This is a genomic window from Stieleria magnilauensis, assembly GCA_007753675.1.
GTDB lineage: Bacteria > Planctomycetota > Planctomycetia > Pirellulales > Pirellulaceae > Stieleria > Stieleria magnilauensis.
In genome coordinates this window covers 7279689-7301006 of the sequence record CP036432.1, presented here as the reverse complement: position 1 = coordinate 7301006, position 21318 = coordinate 7279689, and the positions used below count along the sequence as shown (strand labels likewise).

Annotated in this window: 4 protein-coding genes; all 4 read right to left on the bottom strand. The window is 58.5% G+C overall.

Annotation, left to right across the window (positions count from 1 at the left end; all coding sequences use genetic code 11):
* Positions 1-123 precede the first annotated feature (123 nt).
* The gene (locus tag TBK1r_RS26045) at positions 124-13821 is read right to left on the bottom strand and encodes a putative Ig domain-containing protein (RefSeq protein WP_145217584.1); all 13698 of its coding nucleotides are present in this window, start codon (positions 13819-13821) and stop codon (positions 124-126) included.
* Between the two features lie 229 nt (positions 13822-14050).
* On the bottom strand, positions 14051-18361 hold the full coding sequence (locus TBK1r_RS26040) for a protein kinase domain-containing protein (RefSeq protein WP_145217581.1): 4311 nt from the start codon (positions 18359-18361) through the stop codon (positions 14051-14053).
* Between the two features lie 19 nt (positions 18362-18380).
* Complete coding sequence (locus TBK1r_RS26035) at positions 18381-19013, bottom strand: RNA polymerase sigma factor (RefSeq protein WP_419580403.1); 633 nt, start codon at positions 19011-19013, stop codon at positions 18381-18383.
* A gap of 382 nt (positions 19014-19395) precedes the next feature.
* Complete coding sequence (locus TBK1r_RS26030) at positions 19396-21039, bottom strand: Glu/Leu/Phe/Val dehydrogenase dimerization domain-containing protein (protein ID WP_145217575.1); 1644 nt, start codon at positions 21037-21039, stop codon at positions 19396-19398.
* Positions 21040-21318 lie beyond the last annotated feature (279 nt).

Genomic DNA, 21318 nt, shown 5'->3' with positions numbered 1-21318 from the left:
CAACGCGGTCGGCTACGGAAAGAACGCCACCCTCGCCTCAACAAAGAGGCCTGGCCCCTTTGAATCTTCTGGCCCCTTTGAATCTTCTGACCGCTTTGATTTCAACTTACTGCCCCCTCTTTTCTACTCCCCGGGTTTCTGCGGGCCCGCGTGATCCAGGAGGGAGTTGATCGCATCTGCCGCGGCCCGCGCATCATTGACCAAGTCGCCGATCAAAGCTCCGGGTGTTTGAGAGAGCTTCACAAGGTTGTGAACGGACCCTGTAAGTGAACGAATCCCCCCCATCAATCCTTCGCCAAGAGACGCCGCTTCCAAAACTGAATGCACAAGTGCAAAGCCGAACGATCGGATTGCGGATGCCTCATTGAAAAGAGCAAACCAATCATTCCCATTCGCGATTTCAAGAAGTGCTAGATTGCGAAGCGAATTGGCAGGTTCGATGATCCCTGTTCCGATGACACGCACAGCGGCAACTTTCACAACTCCAACCGCGACTTTTTGCAGGTCGCCGAATGAGAATGCACGCAGGTTTGTAGCGATTGTTGTGTTAAGCAAACTAGGGAATTTGCCACTCGGATCAATTCGATTAATCGGATCTCCATATCCATAGGCGAAACGATGAATGCTGGCTGCAAGACTCACTATCGGAGGAAACGGATCGCGACTCATGAATCGCCCGAGACTGGGGTCGAGGAACCGAGCTCTTAGGTAGTCGAATGTGATCTCCGAGTCTCGTTGCTCGCCAGTAAACAGAAACTCATTCTTTGTCGTCCCCGCCTGCCCAGCCATCTGCCCGTACGCATCGTAGGTATACCAATCGGTGATGATGCCTAACGCATCGCTCAATGCCCTCGTGCTCCCGATCCCATCGACGTGGTAGAAGGACTTACCGGTGTCGGGGTGGCGGTTTTGGGAGATCAGGTCGTGGCCGTGGACGTAGGAGACTTTCAAAACGATGCCGCCGGGCGTGTATTCCTCCAGGACTTGGGCGTAGGGGCGGTTCTTGTCGAGTAGGAATCGGGTCTCTTCGCCGTCTGCCGTCTTGCTGACTCGCATGCCTTCGTGATCGTACTGATACGTCACATCGTCGCTGCCATCGCCGTCGGTGTCGGCGGCGATCAGACGGTTCTCGGGATCCCAGCTGTAGAAGACGGTGTCGGTCGGAGATGTTTTGGAAAGCGTGTTGCCGTTGTCGTCGTAGGCGTAACGGGTCTCGTCGCCGGCGAGGGTTTCGGTCAACAACCGATCGTTGTCATCGTAGGTGTAGGTCGTTGCTCCTTCGGCGGAATCGTCTCGCTCCATTCGGTTCCCGACGATGTCGTAGACGTAGTCCACGTCACGGTTGGCCGTTGCGCTGCCGGCGTCAAAGATCGTCTCGCCGGTCAAGCGATACAGTTCATCGTATTCGTACTCGACTCGGCGGCCGTCATGTTCGATCATCGCCATGCGGTTTCCGACCTCGTCAAGCTCATAGCCGAAACTCGCCAAGACCTCATCGGTCGTCGCGTTGCGGGTCTCCACCAACTTCAATCGGTGAAGGTCGTCATAGCTACGGTTTTCGACCGTGTTGTTGGGAAACGCTGTCTGGACCAAGCGACTCGCCGCGTCGTAGCGGTACGTCGTGACCAGGCTCTCGGGATCCGTCACCGTCGCCATGCGATTCTGTTCGTCGAACGTGTATCCGGTCACGCGGGGCGGATTCAATCCGACTCGCGTCGTGACCGATGTGCGGTTGCCCGCCAAGTCGTAGGAGTACCCGATCGCGGCTCCGTCCGGATCGGTACGCGAGATCAATCGATCTTGTGCGTCATACGAATAGGTGGTGCTGCCGCGGCCGTCCGTCACCGTCGCTAGTTGGCTGGTCATCGTGTAGCTGTACGCGACATCGGGGAACGTTCCCGGCAAGTCTTTCATGGCCAGGCGATCACGGGCGTCGTATTCGAATCCGATCGTGTCGCCGTTGAAGTCGGTCGTGCTGATCGCGTTTCCGACCGCGTCGTAGGTCGTTGTTGATCGTTGACCCAGCGGCAGCACCGTCGCGGTCCGTCGGCCTTGGCCGTCATACTCGAACAAGGTCTCTCGGCCTCGCGCGTCTCGCTGGACAACCAAATTGCCGAGTTCGTCGTATTCATACTCCGTTCGCGGACGAACGCGGGTGCCGGTGATCGGATCATCAACCTCCGGCAGAATCACCGCGGTCAATCGGCCTGCTGCATCGTATTCGTATTCGGTGCCCCGTCCGGCTTGATCGATTCGCCTGGTAAGGCGTCCGGCATCGTCAAAGACGCTTTTCGTGCTGCTGCTATAGACGAAGAAAGTTTGCAAGGGGCGGCCAGCGTCGTCGTATTCAAATCGCGTGACGTTGCCAAGCGGGTCAGTCTGCGCGATGCTTCGTCCAGCAATGTCGTACTCCGTCAGTGAGCGCGGATTGTCATTCAAGTCACCGGGAGTCCCGTCGGGAAAGATGACTTCGACCTGCTGTCCCGCTGCGTCGAGCACAAACTCGGTGCGATTTCCACGCGCGTCCACTTGAGCGATCGTCCTGCCCGCCGCATCGTATGCCGTCGAGGTGCGCGGGTTGTCTGTGGGATCGCCAGGTGTGCCATCGGGATAGATCATCGCGATCTGACGACCAGCCTTGTCGTAGACGTACTCTGTGCGACGGTCGAGTTCATCGATCTCGGCGATCTTTTGGCCCGCCGCGTCGTATTCCGTCATCGTTCGCGGATTGTCACTGTCGTCGCCGGGTGTGGCATCGGGATAAACCATCGCCACTAACAATCCACGATCGTCGTAAACCGACCGGGTGAAGCGTCCGAGTGCATCGATCTCACCGACTCGGTTTCCGACAACGTCGTATTGCGTTTCGGTCTGCCACTGCAGTTGACCGTCTTCGTACAGGCGACGGAATCGCACGCGACTTTCGGAGTCATACTCGGACGCCGTCACGATCGTCCGCGTCCCGGTCGGTGTGGTTTGTGTACGCGTTTCGGTCAACTGATTGCCAAGAGCGTCGTAGGAAAACGTTGTGCTGTGCCCCAACGCATCGGTTTGCGTCAGCACATATCCCGTGCCATGGTAGGTGAAGCTCTGTGTGTTTCCGCCGGGCAGTGACATCGTCAGTGGGTTGCCGGAAGCGTCGTAGGTGAAACTCGTGACCTGGCCCACCGGATCGGTGATCGAAAGCAGGTTGCCGCGGGCGTCGTAGGCGTTGGCCGTCGTGTTGCCCAGCGCGTCGGTGGTGGTCAGCACGTTGCCGAAACTGTCGAAGGTGCTGAACGTTCGGCGACCCAGCGGATCGGTCTCGACAATCAGGTTTCCATCCGCGTCGTACTGCATCGTTGTCGTCAATTGGGTGCCGTCTGCGAGCACTTTTGTGATCGACGTTTCGAGAGTCGGATCGTTGGGGTCGTCGTAGGTATAGCGAGTGATGCCGCCTTCGCCGTCAATTTCCGTGACCACATTGCCGCGAATGTCATACTCGTAGGTCGTTTGGTGACCGAGTTGGTTCTGAACGGTGTCGACGAAATTGGCGGGATCATGAATCAACTCGATCGCTTCGTCGTCGGCGTCAATCATTTTGATCAAACGGCCTGCATTGTCGTACTCGCTGCGGATCCCGGTCCGTCCGAGTGGGTCGATGATCTCGGTCAGGTAGTGCGGCCGACCGGGTTGTTCGTACTTGAACGTTGTCGTGTTGTTTTCGCGATCGGTGACGGATGTTAGGTCACCGGCCGCACTGTACTGATACTCGATGCGGCCACCTGCCGGATCGGTCACGGCGCTGATCAGACCGGCGGCGTTCCGTTCAAAGGCGATCTCTTGCCCCGTCGAACTGAAGACGCCTTGGTCGGTGAAAGTTAGCGTGTTGCCGTTGCGATCTTTGACGGATGAGAGGTCGCCGCTGTCGCCGGCGATTTCGTACTCGATACCTTCTTTGCTGGTCAGGGTGAATCCGCCATGGAAGAGCGGCGAGGCCGGGTTGAATGGCAATCCGCTGGTATAGTCGATCGCTTCGCCGAACGTGCCCGCACGCAATTGATAATTGCCGGACGTCAGTGCACTGTCGACACCGGGGTCGGGCACGAATTCGCCGCGAAAGATCCCCAGCAGCGCCGCGCCGATGCCGGGCGCGGGCGTCATGCGGAACGTGAACCCTTCGCGTCGTCCGCCGGGGACGGTGACGTACACCCGCGCGCCGTCGTAGTACGGATTGTAGATCAGGTCCTCTTCGGCACCGGTCTTGGCGACGCTGGATCGGAGGTCCGTATCGCGAAACTCCATTCTCCAGCCAAACCCAAAGTCATCGTTGGTTTGGGCATTGAGCGAGTCATAGGTGCGCGCCAAAACGATCGGAATGCCGGAGACCGGTATCGACAAGTCTGTAAAGGAAAGCGTGAAGTTGCCGACTTTCAGATCGCTGGTCACCTCGACCAGAATTTGTTCGAGGGATGATTTCCCACTGGCGTCCTCTGCGTACAACTGCAGCACGTAGCTGTCGTTGCTCAACAGAGTCGGATCGAATTGGCCCAGGACGCCGCCCACGACCGGTTGGTCTCCGTTGGCGATTTCGACAAACGGTCCACCGACAAACGGTGCGAAGGACAACGTCCATCCGAGCAGTGAATCATCCGCGACGGTGCCTACCACATCGATCGGTCCGGTGAGCAGGCCTCCGTAGTCTGGTGAATCAATGCTGACCACGGGGGCATCCGTGTCGTTCGGATCGACGACCAGCAAGGTCTCCGTTGCTTGGCCGATGTTGCCCGCGGCGTCGGTTGCGGTCGCCACAAGATCAAGCGATCCGGCCACGTCTGCCGGTAAAGTCGCCCTTCCGTTTCTGTCCAGCACGATCGGCAATCCGCCAGCGGTCACGTTGATTGAATCAACGCCGACGTCATCCACCGCCGTGACGATCAGATCCACTTGTCCGCCAAGGTTGACCGGATTGTCGCTGAGCGTGATCCGTACGGTCGGAGCATTGGAGTCGGCGGTGACATCGATCGTGTACGTGCTGCGGTCTTCTCCTCCGCGACCATCGGTCACCACAAGTTCGATCGGATGAGACCCGATCTGAGCGTTGGTAGGATTCCATTGGATACGGCCGAGTGGATCGACCGTCATTCCCTCTGGAGCTGAGGCGAGACGAAAGCTGATCAGATCCTCGTCCGGATCATCGACTTGAACGTCATATCGATAGCGTGCTCCGGCGGACACCGTGGTCACCGCAGTTGAGGTGATCTCCGGCGGCTCATTTCGTGCAGCCTCGACGCTGAATCGCTGTCGGCCGACTCCTCCTTTGGAGTCGCTGACGGCAACCGTGACCCAGTGTGAACCGAGCAGGGTTTCGGTGGGCGTCCACTGCAGTTCATCGCCACCGACCAGTTGCATGCCCGTCGGTCCGTCGATCAGTTCAAACACGGTGGCGTCGCCGTCCGCATCCGAAGCCGCCAGTTCGTAGCGGTAGGGCTGATCGATCGTCGCGAGCGGCGGTGGTGTCGACGTAATCACCGGCCATGCGTTCGGAGCTTCATTGAGAACTTCAATGATGAAAGGTTGAAGCGAAGCGGACGTGCCATCGGAGACTTCGACGACGATGAAGTTCTGCCTGCCGACTTGATCCGCCGTCGGTGTCCACTGCAGGACACCCCTGTTCGAAATCTTCATCCCATCCGGTCCGTTGACTTTATACTCAAAGACACTCAAGACCCATCCGTCGGGATCGTCCGCATCCACGTGGTAGGTCAACGGGTGGCCGACGTAGGCGATCGTCGGCGGCGTCGAGGTGATCAACGGCGGAAGGTTGTTCGATTGAACCCGGATCGAGTAGGACTGCTCCCCGATACCGCCTTGCCCGTCCTCGCCGACGACGGTGACGGGAAAAAAACCGAGCTGATCATCGTCAGGTGTCCAGCGGATGGACCCCGATTCGGTATCGATCGACATGCCGCGCGGTGCGGTCGTAAGCGACCAGACAAGCCCGTCGCCGTCGGGATCAAAGCCGCGCGGATCATAGACATAGTCGTCGCCGAGTGTCAGCAGTTGCCTGGGATTGGAGATGATCTCGGGCGGGTCGTTGACTAAATCAGTCTGGACGTTGATCACAAATTCTTGGCGGGCGACTCCGCCCCGACCGTCGTCGACACGTAAAACGACGTCGTGAAGTCCGAACTGTGTTCGCGCAGGCACCCACTGCACCAATCCATTCTCGCTGACACTCATCCCTGCCGGAGCCGTTTCAAGCAGGTATTCCAGTGGATCCGCGTTCGCGTCTTCCGCCGCGACCCGATAGCGATAGTTCTGTCCGATCACGGCGATTTCGCGCGGCGTGGATCGGATTTCCGGTGGCACATTGGGAGCATCCGCGACGACGTCTAAGGTGAAGCTCTGTGTCGCGATGCCTCCACGTCCGTCGGCTGCCGTCAGCGTGACCTCGTGTGTTCCCAGTGTCGGCGCAGACCAATCCAGCACACCGGTGCCCAAGTTGATCGTCATCCCGGGGATCGTGGATTGGAGCTGATAGGCGATGGTTTCCTCGTCAGCGTCTTGAGCCGAGACGGAATACCGATAGGGAAGTCCGGCGACGGCTTGCAGAGGCGCCGAGCTGGAAATCACTGGCGGCGTATTGCCCGTGACGTTGAGCTGGAATTTCTGGAGATCAACGCCTCCACGTCCGTCAGATACCCCGACGATCACCTGATGCAACCCGATTTGCTGTGCGTCCGGCGTCCAGCTGATCAAGCCGGTCGATTCTGAAATCACCATGCCCGCTGGGCGGACCGACAAACGATACGTCAGCGGGTCGTTGGTCGGGTCATCGGCGGTGGCCTGATAGAGCCAATCGTCGCCCAGGCGGACCGAGTCGACCGGCGTGCTCGTGAACTGTGGCGGCAGATTTGCTCCGTAGGGGACATGAACGTTCCCGAAATCGACTCCTTCCACTGGGCCTGATGCGGCGACCTGGACACGATAGACACTTTCAATGGGAGCGGTTTGTTGCCACCCAGTCCGATGCGTTTCGCGGACGACGTAGTCCCCTGCCGGAAGGCCGGCGAACTGGTATCGTCCTGTCGCATCCGTTGTCGTGAATCGTTCTTGGCCGTCTAAGATTCCATTGTCGTTGTCGTCCAGATAGATCGTCCAACCGATCAGACCGGGTTCATGATGGGTGGACAAGTCACGCAGACCGTCACCATCGAGGTCATGGAACTTCAAACCCGAAATCGAACCTCCGTCGATCACCGACAAAACGTATTCCTGCCTGTCGAACGCTCCGAACTCATCGGTTGCATGAACGACCACGGTGTGATCACCCCCGGTCAACGATGAAGCGCTCCACGTGATCACGCCGCTGCTTGGGTCGATCATCATCCCGTTCGGCGATTGAATCAACTGATAAGAAACACCGCCGCCGTCTGGGTCAATCGCGTCCACGTCGTAGAGATAGGACCTACCACTGGCTGCCTGTACAACGGGAGTGGATAAAATGAAGGGCGCAAAGGTTCCTGGACTCGGGCGGACATTGATGGCGAAGTTTTGATTGATCACGCCATCATTGCCATCGTCGACGATGAGGGACACTTCAACGGCGCCGAGTTGATCAAGCGTTGGCGTCCACTCAATCTGTCCGCTGATCGGATCAATCTCCATTCCGGTCGGAAACGGCGGTCTCGCCGTCAATCGGACGTTGTCAAAGATTGCCAGGGAACCCTCCGAGACCAGCACAATCTTGAGAAGTGCCCCAGCGTCGGCATCGTCGCGGGCGGCGTGATACTGGACCGTTGAAGTTTCGTAGGTTCCCTCACTAGGCGAGAGAGAACGGTCCTCTGCGAGCAGGTTGTCCCCTGCCCATAATTGAACCGAATAGCCAGGAAATTCGTACCGAATTCGCCTGCCGACATCCACTTCAAGGGTGTAAAGCTTGCCTGCCTCCAGTGGCGATGTGAGCGTTTGCGAAAGCGTTCCGCCGAAGTGATACGCAACGTTGTTGCCCTCAGACGCATTGCCATTGGGGAAATCGCTGCTCGTCGGATTGTACACGCCACCCCGTCCGACGACTTCCCAACCCGAAAAGCTCCCTTGGCGGAAGCCGCCTGAAATGAGCACATCGTCTTCGAAGCCCGGATTAAGTACAGACACATCGGTGGGCGGAATCGGTTGCAATCGATAGGTCAACGAATCGTTGTCGGGATCGGCCGCATTGACTTGATAGCGATAGGTCTCACCCACGTAGGCGTCGACGACGGGCGATGACAGGATTTGCGGTGGTCGATTCGGAGGTGCGGCAACGGCCGACAACAAGAATCGCTGCTCCGTTGATCCGCCGCGTCCGTCTTCGGCGCCGACAATCATGACATGTGTCCCTGCATCGCCGGTTTGCGGCGTCCAGGTGACGACGCCCGTTTGCGCATCGATTGCCGCAGTAGACGGCCCCGACCGCAACCGATACGCAATCGCGCTGCCCTCCGGGTCGATCGCGTCCACGTCGTAGCGGTAGGGTCGATCGAGTGTTGCTTGCACGATTGGGGTCGTCAGGATTTCCGGAGCCTCGTTCGGTTTGCCCAGGACGACCACGTCATAGGTAAAAGGCGTCTGGTTGGGATCAAAGAACGAAATCATTCGCCCGGCAGAGGATTCACCCGGTTCGAGCGTGCCATCGGAAACTCGCGAGGAGAGATCGAAAAACGGAACGCCGTCGGCCGTCCGACCGTCGAATCCACGCACTCGGACGGATGGATCGCTCAGGTTGGTGATTCCGACGACCAGCGGGACATCGACCGGATAGTCGCCGTCGTTTTCGATGGCCAATTCGGTGTACAACAATTTCGCCCGGGCGTTATAGGTTGTCTTTCCATAACGGCCGACCAAGCTACCAGAGACGTCGGACACGACGTCAAAGATCGGGTCAGGTTGCCCCGATGAGACGCCCAACAGGTGAAGTGTTTCGGTATCCGATTGACCGAAAGTGTCGTAGGCCGTGAATGCAAACGTGTTGAGTCCGGGTTCGATCGCCAAGGCTGCAAAGAAGTTTCCGCTCGGGTCCAGTACATCAACCGGTCCATCATTGACCGTAACGTGCGTGATCGGTCCTCCGTCAGCGTGCGATAAAGCCGTTCCCGTGACCAGGACGGAATTGCCTGCGGTGACCGTTCCTCCCGATGCGGGACTGTCGATCGTGATCGTCGGAGGAGCGAGAAACGCCCACTCCAACTCGAGCGAGTCATGGACTTGCCCGACGGATGCCCGGATTTGATCCAGTCCGGGCAACCCTCCGGTGTAGGTAAACGTCGCGATTCCGTTCTCGTCCGTGTAGCCATGTCCGACTGATTCATTGCTACCCTCGATGACCAGGTCGACGCGCACACCGGGCAATGGATTCTGAATTTCGTCCAACACGACCGATCGCAACGTCGCCTCGCGACCAACGGAGTTGAGAGCGGTGTCGGTGGATAGCAGCACAGAATCCACCGAAGCGATCGGAGCTAGCCCGCCGCCTGATCCGTAGAAATAGGCGGTAACTCGACGTTCTGAATCAAACGTGCCGAAAAAATAGACGGCTGCGGAAAATGGCACAGCCGCCGTCAGAAAGTGATCCCCTGATTCTACCTCCAGGGGAACCGAAACAAATCCGCTGTCTCCGATCGGTTCGAAGAGTCCTGCCGGCACCGGTTCACCGTCAATCGTCAGTGTTCCGATCGCCGCCGACGGGGCGACGATGCCCAAATTCTGAATGGGGATCGAGTTCCATTCGTGAGTCGGCATCACAATGCGGTGCGTGTCGACGTATTGCTCAACCGGCGTCAGAACGAGCGTCGAGACTGCACCCGAAAATGGTTCGTTTGGCGGGACGTGAGTTAATTGTCCGACCAGCACTGGGTTCGTCGAGGTGATTTCGACAGTCTCCGAAAGTTGTTGCTGGTGCAGTTCACCGGAGTCAAGCGTGGCAACTTGTTGCCCATCGATAAAAACATCGGTCTCATCTTCCGCAGCGAGCACCCGGATCGTATAGGGTGCATCGAACGCCGGAATTGGCTGCGTGAAATAATGACTTCCCCAAGTGTTGACCGAAGGCATCTGCTCCATGAGCTCCCCAGAGCTTCCCGCTGTGACGAAGATCGGTTTGTCTGATTGAATCGTCGTGCCTGTCAGATCATCCAACGTGACAATCGTGGAGTTGACGTCATAATTAACGAGTGCAGAGAGGTTGTCACCCTTGTTAAAGGTCATTGTGACAGGGACTCCGGTGGGCAACGTTCGGTTGGGAACTTCGTGCCGGAGTGACCCATTGAATGCCGTATGACCGGAGGTGTCTGCGAGTGTTTCACGTGTTGTGATGGTGACCGAAGTGTCATCCTCGATTGCGTTGATTTCGAATTGGCTATACGACATGCAAGGGCAGTTGTCCTCATTGGGCCAGCCGAGAACCATGTAGTCCGTGCCGAGTGCTTCGGTCGGAATGACCGCCGTCGCTTTGCCGAAAATCGCATCAAGTGCAACAACGGAGACGTCACCGGACGCCGTGATCCGAGCATGTCCGCTGGACCGCGCTACAATTTTTGCTGGATTCCCGGGAGAAGCCGAGAATGTTTCGGTGTAGCCCGGTACGAGGACGGTGCCATCAGACCCGAAGATAGAATCCTCCTCGAACGTTCCCGTCACTGCGGTATCGCTGGTGATCAAGAACGTTCCCCAATCGGAGCTCTCCGTCGCGAACCAGAAATCGGTTCCGGAATAGTTCAATGGATTCGACGTTCCAGCAACCACGTTCGTTGCGAACGCCGGCGAGCCCACGATCTCGATCGGTTGCGACGGCTCGCCGCTTCCAATTTCACTGCCAGCGGCATCGACACTGACGTCAAAGGAACCGGTGAACGATTGCGCTGGTCCGCTCCGTGTTGTGAGGTTGGCGGCGGTTGTCTGCTCCGCAGCGAAACCTCCCGAAGCACCTCCACCAATCGACTCGACCACATTCGTCCCAACGGGTGTTCCCAGTGATCCGCTAAAGATCCCGTCCGACCGGACGGTGACCGACGTCATCGTGTCGTTGTCATTGTTGACAAGCCTGGCGATCAATGTCGCGCTCGTGCCGGCGGCAATGTGCGTCAAGTCGATCTTGACGGTTTGACCTGCATGCAAGGTGTTGGCACCGAGCGCGGGGGATTCGCCTTCGGTCCAATTGAAAGCCGCGTCGGCGGATCCAGTGATCGCATGAACGAGCGAGTTTCCCGCTTCATCGACCAGAGCGATCTCAAAAGCGTCGTTGATGAAGTCGTCTGCTTGATCGAAGTGCAGGTCGCTGTAGGTCAGTTGGACATAAGACGGTTCGGCGGGAACGGTGATCGCAAACTCCTTGGAGACCGTGAAATCCGTGCGTTCGACCAACTCTGTGACTTCCACAGTTCGCACGAATTCTTCCGCCACGATTGCAGAATTCCCAGCCGCATCCGTTAGTCGAACCTCCACACGGTTTTCGCCATGCCCCAGCGGGACATCGGCAAAAGTGAACTTTCCGATCGTGTCAGCTTGGGTCGTCCGACCGTCAGCCAACAACACGGCGGTGACGTCCGGTTCGGTTTGGCCTTCGATGGTGACAACATCCAAATGAGTCGAACCGTCACCGAGAACACCGGTATCGGATGTCTCGGCCAAAGACAAAATGGCACCCGGAGCCGTGGAGTCCAGCAGGACAGAAACACTGGCAAGTTCCGACCCATTCCCCGCCCGGTCGCTCACCTGAACTTCGACCGTGTGCGTACCGTCGTTGCTGCCATCGACCTGAAACGTCGTCGGGAAATTGAAGTTCCCCGCACCATCGAGCGACACTGCAAAGAACTCTCCTTGGTCAATCCTCGCCCGTGCCGATTGCAGTCCCACGCCCACATCCGACGCCTGCCCCGTTACCGAAACGTTGGTGGCCGTCAGCAATCCGTCGACAGGCGCGGTGATGGCGACAACGGGTACAAGCGTGTCGAGTGTGAAGTTGACGGCTTGAAAGCCGGACACGTTCCCGGCCAAGTCCGTCGCCCGCAACGCATAGGTGTGCGGACCATCATCGGTCGCGCCGCCGACAATTGCGCTATTGAAACTGAATTGACCCGTCGCGTCCAAACCGATCGAGAACAGATCACGTTGGTCCAACTTGCCTTCCAAAGAGACGATCGCGGATCCGTCATCGGTGGCCTGCCCGGAAACCGTTACGCTTGTGTTTGTGATCGTTCCATCGATCGGGGACGCGATGTCCACATTGGGAGCGACCGTATCGAGCGTGATCGCGATCGAATGGCTGCTTTCATTGCCAAACTCGTCGGCCGCAACGACGCGAAGACTGAAGTCGCCGTCGGGAATCGGACCACCATTCAACGTTGAAAGCAGCGTCGAATCAAACGAGATGCTGCCGTCGCTTTGCAGGTACGACGTGACATCCACCAGCGAACCAGAAATCACGCCGTCAACAGTTGCTTGAACGGTTGCGAGGTCACTATCGTCATTGATTTGCCCGATGACCCGCGCATCGCGGGTGATGTGGTCGGTACGGCTGACGCCCGTGTCGTCAACCAATGACAGATCGATCGACGGTGCAGTGGTATCGCCAGATATTCGCGTGACTTCCAGATTGGTTTGGGCGGAGTTTCCAACCAAGTCGACTGCGATCGCAGTAAAGAGATTGCCTCCAAGCTGTAGTGGTTGCCCGCCGAACTGGATAACTCCATCGGCGTCCGCGGTCATCGAAGCGACAACGTTGATCAAGTCGCCGTTGCGAAATAATTGCACCGGCTGCCCCGCTTCCGTCCTACCCTCGAGGGTGACCGATTCGGCGGTTGTTTGCAGATCACCGATCGGATCGCTATCCGAGTCGGCCGCAAGGGAGAGTGATAAAGCCGGAGCGGTGGTGTCCAGGACCACATCAAGCACGACCGAAGCGGATTGCCCGAAGCTGTCCGTGGCGTAGACGCTGATCCGATTGGGGCCTTCGGTCAAGGTGACCGGAGTCGAGAATTCACCGGTCGCGTCGACTAACAGATTCACGTCGATCGTTGGATCAGCGTCAAAGTCGACGCCAATGTTGGCTCCCGGGTTCGTCAGTCCCGAGACGCGCTGAGCGTCAAGTGCCGTCACAGGCGTTCCATCGGGAAGCGTCTGCTGAGCCCCGGGATCGAGTCCCGCCGCCAACGCCAGCGGCTCAATCGAAGTGCTTACGCCGTAGTTGCGAAGTAGATGAGCGGTGTCAAACGATGTCAGCAATCCGTCCAGATTGACATCGGCTTCTACCCGATACGATCGAGATCGCAGCAGTCGAATCAGATCGTAGCGGTCACTGATTTGAACCGCACCGTCACCATTCAAGTCTCCCGCCAAGAAAACTGAGACGTCGAACGCTCCAGATGTCTCGTTTTGGGATCTGATCTCAAGTGTGTAGTCGCCAGGGACGAGTTCGGCAACGACCAGACTGGATGTGCCTGGTGAAAGATCATCGTCGGAAAAGTTCAGTGCGAGGTACGTGCCATTGGAATGGCGGATCTTTGCCGACGCAGGATCAAGGCTTCCGCTCTCGCCCGAATCCACCTTGAATCCCAATACCTGAGTTCCCCGGGCACTGAGAAAGGTATCGGAGTTGATCTGGAACGGGATTTCATAACTTCCGGATGGCCGTTCGATCTCGCCGTACAGGTGAGCAAACACATTGCCGGGATCCGCATCGAGAACGATCCGGGGCTCCAGCGCCTGCATCAACGATCGCCGCGTCTTTCGTCTTCGGTTGCCATGCCGACTACGTCGCAAAACGAGTCGATTCGGTTTGCGTGGGAGAGTTTCTTGTGTCATCGATCAGGAGTCTCGAAGGTCGACAATTCCGAGATGCCGCGGCACACCGGATCGTTCGAATGGAATGGCCCCAAGACTGATCCGGGAAAAGCAAACCAGAACGTCACCGGAAAAATGTCGCGTTTTGTCAGATGACGCGAAAATCAGTGGGATAGGCTTCCAGCCTGTCATTTCCGGACACGCCTGGCTGGAAGCCGATCCCACGGTCCAAGTCGCGCTGTGACAGACGCTACTGCCGCGATTCCGCATCGAACACGTGGATGTGACCGTCGGAGGAGAGGGCGACCAGGACGCGGCCGCCGGCATCGAAGGAGAGTTTGTCGATCCCGAAATCGAGATCGGCAAGCGTGTAGAGTTCCTGGCCCGTCGCCAAGTGCCACAACTTGATCACGCCATCGGCGTCACCGGACACCATGGTCGTGCCGTCGGGCGTGAACGTGACACGGCCGATCGGTGCGGCGTGCCCCCGGAGCGTCGTCTGCAATTCCCCCGTTTCCGGATTCCAGATCCGCAATTTGCGATCTTCACATGCCGTCACCAACAGGCGGTCGTCGGGCGAAAACGCCAACCCGTTCACCGTCAGCGAATGGCCGCTGAATCGTTGGACTTCGCGAAAAGGATAGACCGAGACCAACACCGCGTCTGTTCCGTCGCAGTACGCCAGCCATCGCCCGTCGGACGAAAACGCGAAGTCATCGCAATCATCCGCCGGCGCGGACCATGTCGATTGCCACGTTGCCGTGTCAACGAGCTTGACGACGTTTCCCCGCCGACTGCAGGCGGCCAGCCATCGTCCGTCCGGCGATAACGTGATCGCCGTCACGCCCGAATCGATTTCCATCGCCTGGATGATGTGAGTCGGCGGCCCCGGCGAAGGCCACCAAAAGCGGAGGGAACCGTCACGGTGCCCGGTGACAAGTCGACCGCCTGTGGGCGCCATTGCGACCGATTCAAACGCAAATCCCATGGCGTTGGGCCCGGAGTTTCCCCACCATCGATAATGGTGCCGCAGCTTCCCACCGGGCCATTGATAGATCAGGCCGCGGCCGATCTCTGCGATTCCCAGCGTCTTCTGACCGTCTGACCAGGCGAAGTCATCGACGCGAAAGTCGACGTGACGGCGTCGCGAAAGCCATCCCCAGCGGTCGACCGGTTGGGACCAGCGGCGGAGCGTTCCGTCGCGGCTGGCGGTCAGCGTGTGCTCTCCGTCACCCGTGACCGAGAGCGACCAAATCTGATCGCTGTGACCCTGCAGCAGTTCGTTCGTGTCGGAGGTGACATCGAGCCGGTCGAGGTCCAGCACTTCAACTCGGACGCCTCGAACGTTGCTGAGGAACAGACGGCGTTTCCGGGAGACTTCCGTTTGCGTTGCGTCCTGATTGTCCGCAAGCGTTTCGATGAAGCCGTCCGGCCCCAATCGGTAAAGGAAATCTTGCAGCCCCGGTGCGGTCAACGCGAGTGTGGTTCCCCGGTCGTACCAGTTGACGCTGCTGCAGTGACGCTCGCCAAGGTCCAGTTCCCGCCACCGCAAACTGTCCTCGTCCCGAACGGTGACAGCACCATCTGTTCCGCACGCCACGATCGAGTTTCCGTCGGGCGAGGGTTCCAGGTCGATGATTTGATCGTGGGGATGATCGATCGTCTCGGCGATCTCCCCGCCCGGCCAATCCCAACGGACGATCGGCCCCTTGAGTGCCCAGCCGAACAACTGATTGCCGTCATCGGAGAAACGCAGACCCGTGATCGCTCCGATCGGCGAATCAAATTCTCGCAGTCGTTTCCCTGTTTCAACATCATACGATTGGATCGATCCGTCTCTGCCCACGGCGATAGCCTTTTCCTCCGGCGCAAAACAACCGGGGGCACCCACGGGGATCTGCAGCTTGAGCGGCGGTTGCAGTTCGTCGCCCCAATTGAACGGGAGTGTCACGATTCGATCCACGCAGAACAGTCGCGATCCGTCCGGCGAAAACGCCAATTGTTCACGTTCGGCAATCGGGATCTGAACCGCGATGTCGTTCAGCAAGACGCGGGTTCGTCGGGACGCCAGATCACGTAGGATCAAATTGCCATCCTCGGTCAGCCCAGCCCATGATTTTCCATCGGGCGACAGTTGGACCGACAAGAATCTCCAGAATCCATCGTTCTGGAATCGATCAACGGGTTTTCTGCCGCGAATCCGCCAAATCCGCAGATTCCCGCCTCGATCACCGGCAACGATTCCTCCATCGGCGAGGATCGCGAGCGTTTGAACGCCGTCGCGGTGTTCGCGGACGACGCAGACTTCCTCGCCGGTGGCATGATTCCAAAACCGAATCGTGTGGTCGTTGCTTCCGCTGATCAGGTAGCGGCCGTCAGCGGTGAACGTGGTGCAAAGTACCATCCCGGTGTGGCCGCGCAGCCTTCGAATCGACTTTTCGGTCGCGACACGCCAGATTCGAACGTCGCGGTCGTTGCTTCCCGACGCGATCGTCGCATCATCGGGAGCAAACTCGACCGTGCGGACATCGCGACGGTGCCCGACCAGCACCGCCATCGTGACGACTTCCCAAAGGCGAACGTTGCCATCGCCACCGCCGCTTGCCAACGACGTTCCGTCGTTCGAATAGCGGACGGCAAACACGGGTTTTCCTTCATGCCCCGATTGGATCACGTCGATTGCTTGTCCGTTTGCCACGTCCCAAATGCGGATGGTGCCGTCTTCGCCGCAACTTGCCAACCGCTGGTCGTTGCTATCCAGATCCAGCGACTGAACGGGGCCACGGTGTCCATCGAGACTCAACGGTTTCCCGGATGCACGGATCAAGCGAATTGTCCCTTCGGCGTCACCGATCGCGATCAGATTACCGTCGCGGGAAACGGCCGATGCGGTCAGTTCTTGATCGGACTGGAACACAACGTTGTCGGGCGGCAACAACAACGAGTCCAGAAAGTGCCACTCGAACCCTCGCAATCCCGGCTGCGATTGATAGGCCGGGTTGGAACGCATCAAGGCCGCCGCACCCGCTCCGTCACCATCACGCCAGGCTTTGGCAGCCAGCCCGAGACCACGGACATACAGTAGTCGCTCGCGGCGGTCGATCGCTTTTTCCGCTCTGGCTCGGTTCGACTCGGACTGTTTGAAGTTTTCGGTGGCCCGAGACAAAGCGGCCTGAGTCTTTGCCGACTGCCGAACGATCAGCACGCTGCCGATCATCCATGCCAGCGCGATCACGGACAACATTGCCAACGAGGATCTGACGATTGCCGGATGCCGTCGCCCCCATTTACGGATGCGGGCGAGGCTGGTGGGGCGTCGTGCGGCGATCGGTCGATCTTCCAAATAACAGCGCAAGTCGTCCGCCATCGCTTGCGCGTCGACATATCGGGCATCGCGATCTTTTTCCATCGCCTTCATCACGATCGTTTCCAGGTCGCCCGGAATGCGAGGGTTCCATTTGGATGGCGGGACGGGATCGACACTGATGATCTTGCGAAGCAGATCCTGTCGGTCGTCTCCGGCAAAGGCAGGTCGACGCGTCAGCAATTCATAGAGCGTCGCGCCGAGCGAATACACGTCACAGCGGTGGTCGACCGCAGAACTCTTTGATGTCGCCTGCTCGGGACTCATGTACCGAAGTGTGCCGACCAGGTCGCCTGTCATCGTCAACTCGGAATCTTGCTCGATACGAGCCAGCCCGAAATCGGTGATCCACAACTTGCCCTCGCCGTCCAATAGCAAGTTACCCGGTTTGATGTCCCGATGAATCACTCCACTTTGATGGGCATGCTCAAGCGCCTCGGCGGCCTGGATCGCTAGATTCGCCATCGATCGAAAGTGTTGCCGAGCTTCACTTGCAGATTCTGAACCACTCACGTCTCCGCTGCCGGCTCGGTTTGACGGACCGGAGGGCTGTTCGGCGGGCGAATGAGTCGACGGTTCGGTTCGTTCGGCGGATCCCGGGTCGCCGATCGAAACGGAATGCCGCGTCGACGCGAGCCGAAACTCCTTCAGGACCAGGGCCAGACTGGTGCCATCGATGTACTGCATCGCGTAGTAGTGCACGCCACGATCACACCCGACCGAATAGACGGGAACGATTCCCGAGTGGTGCAATCCGGCGGCCGCTTGAGCTTCGACCTTGAATCGGGCCAGCTGACGTTCGCTCGAAATCGACGCGAACGGAAGCACCTTGAGCGCGACCCGTCGATCCAGAGAGACCTCGTTCGCTTCGTAAACGATCCCCATCCCGCCACGGCCGATTTCACGAACGATCTGGAAGTCGCCCAGTTGCTCGAACAGCAGCGCGTCGTCCGAGCCGCCAAGATTCGCACTGAGGTCGGCATCGTTCGTCAAGGAATCACCGATCGTGATGTCCTTGACTTCACCGAGATACCGCAGCGTGGGGATCAATCGTTCGATCCGGTCGGCATGCCCGGGAAAGCGTCGAACGTACTCAGCGGTGTCAATGTTCTCCCCGGATCGCAGTTGATCGATGATTTCGTCAACAAGATCCGCGAGATCCGATTCGGATTCCGATGCGTCGGCCGATGAACCCATGGGTAAATTTGAAACTCCCCTAAGTTCCTCGAACGGATGCGGCCGACCCAGAATCGTCGCGGCGAAGCAGGCTTCGTAAACGCTCCACGCCGCGTAATTGACGCATTTTTACCGCGCTTTCGCTCAGACCGCAGGCGACCGCGATTTCCGCCACTTTCATGTGTTCGAGGTATCGCATGACCAAAATCTCACGTTGCTGATCGGGCAATTGGTCGAGGGCTCGATCGAGACGCAGCAGCATTTCTTTCTTGATCGCACCGTCGATCAGGCCGCCGGTTGTCCCGCCAAGCAGCTGCGTCATGCGGGCCATCGAATCTTGGGACAGACCCCAAACTTGCTCCTGCAACACCGAACGTTTTTTCGTAGTGACATGCCGTTCGTAGAGTTCCGACAGACGGTCTCTGGCAATCTGTCGAAGCCAGACATAAAACGGAACGTGTGATGTTTCGAATTCCGACAATCGCTGTGCGGCGCGCAACAGCGTGTCTTGAACCACGTCCGAGGCGTCCAGTCGTCCCGCCAATCGGCTGTCCAAACGCACCTTCACCATCAAATTCAGCCGGTCTCGGTACTTCGACAGAAGCCGTTCGACCGCACGACGTTCGCCCGCGCTGGCTCTGTGAAGAAGGCTGGTGACACTTGAATCAGACACGGTCGACATTGCTCCGGCGTATTGCGGGCAGTGAGAACAGACAACAGGACGCTGTTCACTCTACCGAATATAGCCACAGCACCTCCGAAAGTAGACTTCCGAATTTGCGTGGAATTGCAAGATTGCTGCAATGCGCCATGTTGGGCAAGATGTGGGGGAATAGAAATGAGACGCGAGATTTTGGTGGTAGGAACAATGGAGGAGCCGCTCACGTCTGATGGCACGGGCAGACGTGTTGGTGTACAGCCGTTAGGCGCATCCCCGTGACGCCTTGGGCGTCCGGCGTGTCAAGGAGAATCGGCTAAAGCCTAGACACCAACACTCAGATGCGTGCGGTTGGTGGCGAATGGAGTGGAGCCATCGTCGAACGGCGACGCGACCGCTAGGGAAACAGGCCGCGGGCTAATTTGGCTTGCTCGACACGCTGGATGCCTTCGATCAGTGCGGCGGTCCTCAAGTCGATGCTCTGGCGTGCCGAGCGGTCGAGCGCGCGGCGGAACGCGTCGACCAGGATCGTGTGCAACCGGCTGTTGATCTCGTCCAGCGTCCATGTGTAGTTCTGCGTCCCCTGCACCCATTCAAAGTACGACACGGTGACGCCGCCGGCGTTGCCGACAATGTCCGGCAGCACAAAGATGTCTCGGTCGTGCAAGATTTCATCGGCCTCCAACGTGGTCGGTCCGTTGGCGCCCTCGGCAAGGATCTTGCACTTGACGCGATCGGCATTGGCCTGCGTGATCTGGTTCTGCATTGCCGCCGGAGCCAGAATGTCACAGGGCAACTCGAGCATCGCTTCATTGCTGATCGCTTCACCATCCGGGTAGCCGGCCAACACACGGTTCTCGCGTGTGTAGGCGAGCAGCGACGACACGGACAGGCCGTGTGGATTGTAGATTCCGCCGGTGACATCGCTGACCGCGATCACCCGAGCCCCCAATTCTTCCAAGAACCGCGCGGCGTTGCTGCCGACGTTGCCGAATCCCTGCACGACGACCGTGCTGCCATTGAGATTCAGCTCCAGGTGCTCGGCCGCTGCAGCGATCAAGTACACCAGTCCGCGCCCGGTTGCTTCGCTGCGACCTTGCGATCCACCGAGGACAACCGGTTTGCCGGTCACGACGGTGGGGACGGTGTAGCCGATCTGCTGGCTATACGTGTCCATCATCCACGCCATCTCACGCTCGCTGGTGCCCATGTCGGGGGCCGGAATGTCTTTGTCCGGGCCGATCATGTCCAGGATTTCGGTGGTGAAGCGACGCGTCAATCGTTGCAGTTCGTGGCCGGTCAAAATCGTCGGGTCGATGCGGACACCTCCCTTGGCCCCGCCGAACGGCAAACGCATCAGGGCGCACTTCCAGGTCATCCACATCGCCAACGCCGAGACCTCGCCCAAGTTGACGTCTTCGTGATATCGGATGCCTCCCTTGGTCGGGCCCATGGTCAGCAGATGTTGCACGCGATAACCAAACACCGTTTCAACTTCCTGATAATCATCGCGTCGGAAGGGAAACGTGACGGTCAGGGTTCGCTGCGGAAACAGCAGCCGCTCGCGCAAATTGTCATCGAGTCCGACGATCTGTGCGGCCTTCAAGAACTGCTGTTTGGCCAAGTGATACATGGGAGATTGCCACTCGGCCTGCTCCGCCGCGGTGCGTTGAATGGCATAGCGAAGCGAGCGCCCGAGTCGATTGGCATCAATTTTTCCTTTGACCAGATAAGCCTCCGCACCCTCTTCCACCGCTTTGGCGGCCAGGGTCAGGTCATCGCTGCTGGTCAACACGACCACGGGAACATCGCCGGCGGCCAGGGACACTCGGATGAACGTGTCCAGTCCCTGGCTATCCGGCAGCGTTAGATCCGAGAGGATCACGTCAAACGAACCGCGTGAAATGGCGGAAAGGGCCTCGGCCAGCGTTTCGACCGTCTCCACATGAAACGGGACGCCGACGGCCTTGGACAACAGCCCCTTGATCACCATGCGGTCGACTTGGCTGTCTTCTATTAGCAAAACCTTGGCAGACGCCATCGGAGCACTCCTTGTCGAAAACAGGCACGGGAGCCGACCACCTGCGTTTCGCATGACGACGCGCTGGGGTCACTCGTTGAGTATGTACCCTTGGAGAGTCCGCTGCAACAAAACGAGAGCGTTTAAGACGGAGACGATCACGAATCGACTTTGTTTTGACGTTCCCCGACGCAATTCTGAAGAACGCTCGTCAAGTCCAACAGGACCGATGAGACAGCTGCGCGGTACCGGTTCCAAGCGTGTCACGGATCGATCCTTCATGCACTGCGCATCCATGTA

Excerpts from the sequence above, each read along its gene's own strand:
- TBK1r_RS26045 (WP_145217584.1), bottom strand. The coding sequence starts at position 13,821 with ATGACACAAGAAACTCTCCCACGCAAACCGAATCGACTCGTTTTGCGA.
- TBK1r_RS26040 (WP_145217581.1), bottom strand. The coding sequence starts at position 18,361 with ATGGGTTCATCGGCCGACGCATCGGAATCCGAATCGGATCTCGCGGAT.
- TBK1r_RS26030 (WP_145217575.1), bottom strand. The coding sequence starts at position 21,039 with ATGGCGTCTGCCAAGGTTTTGCTAATAGAAGACAGCCAAGTCGACCGC.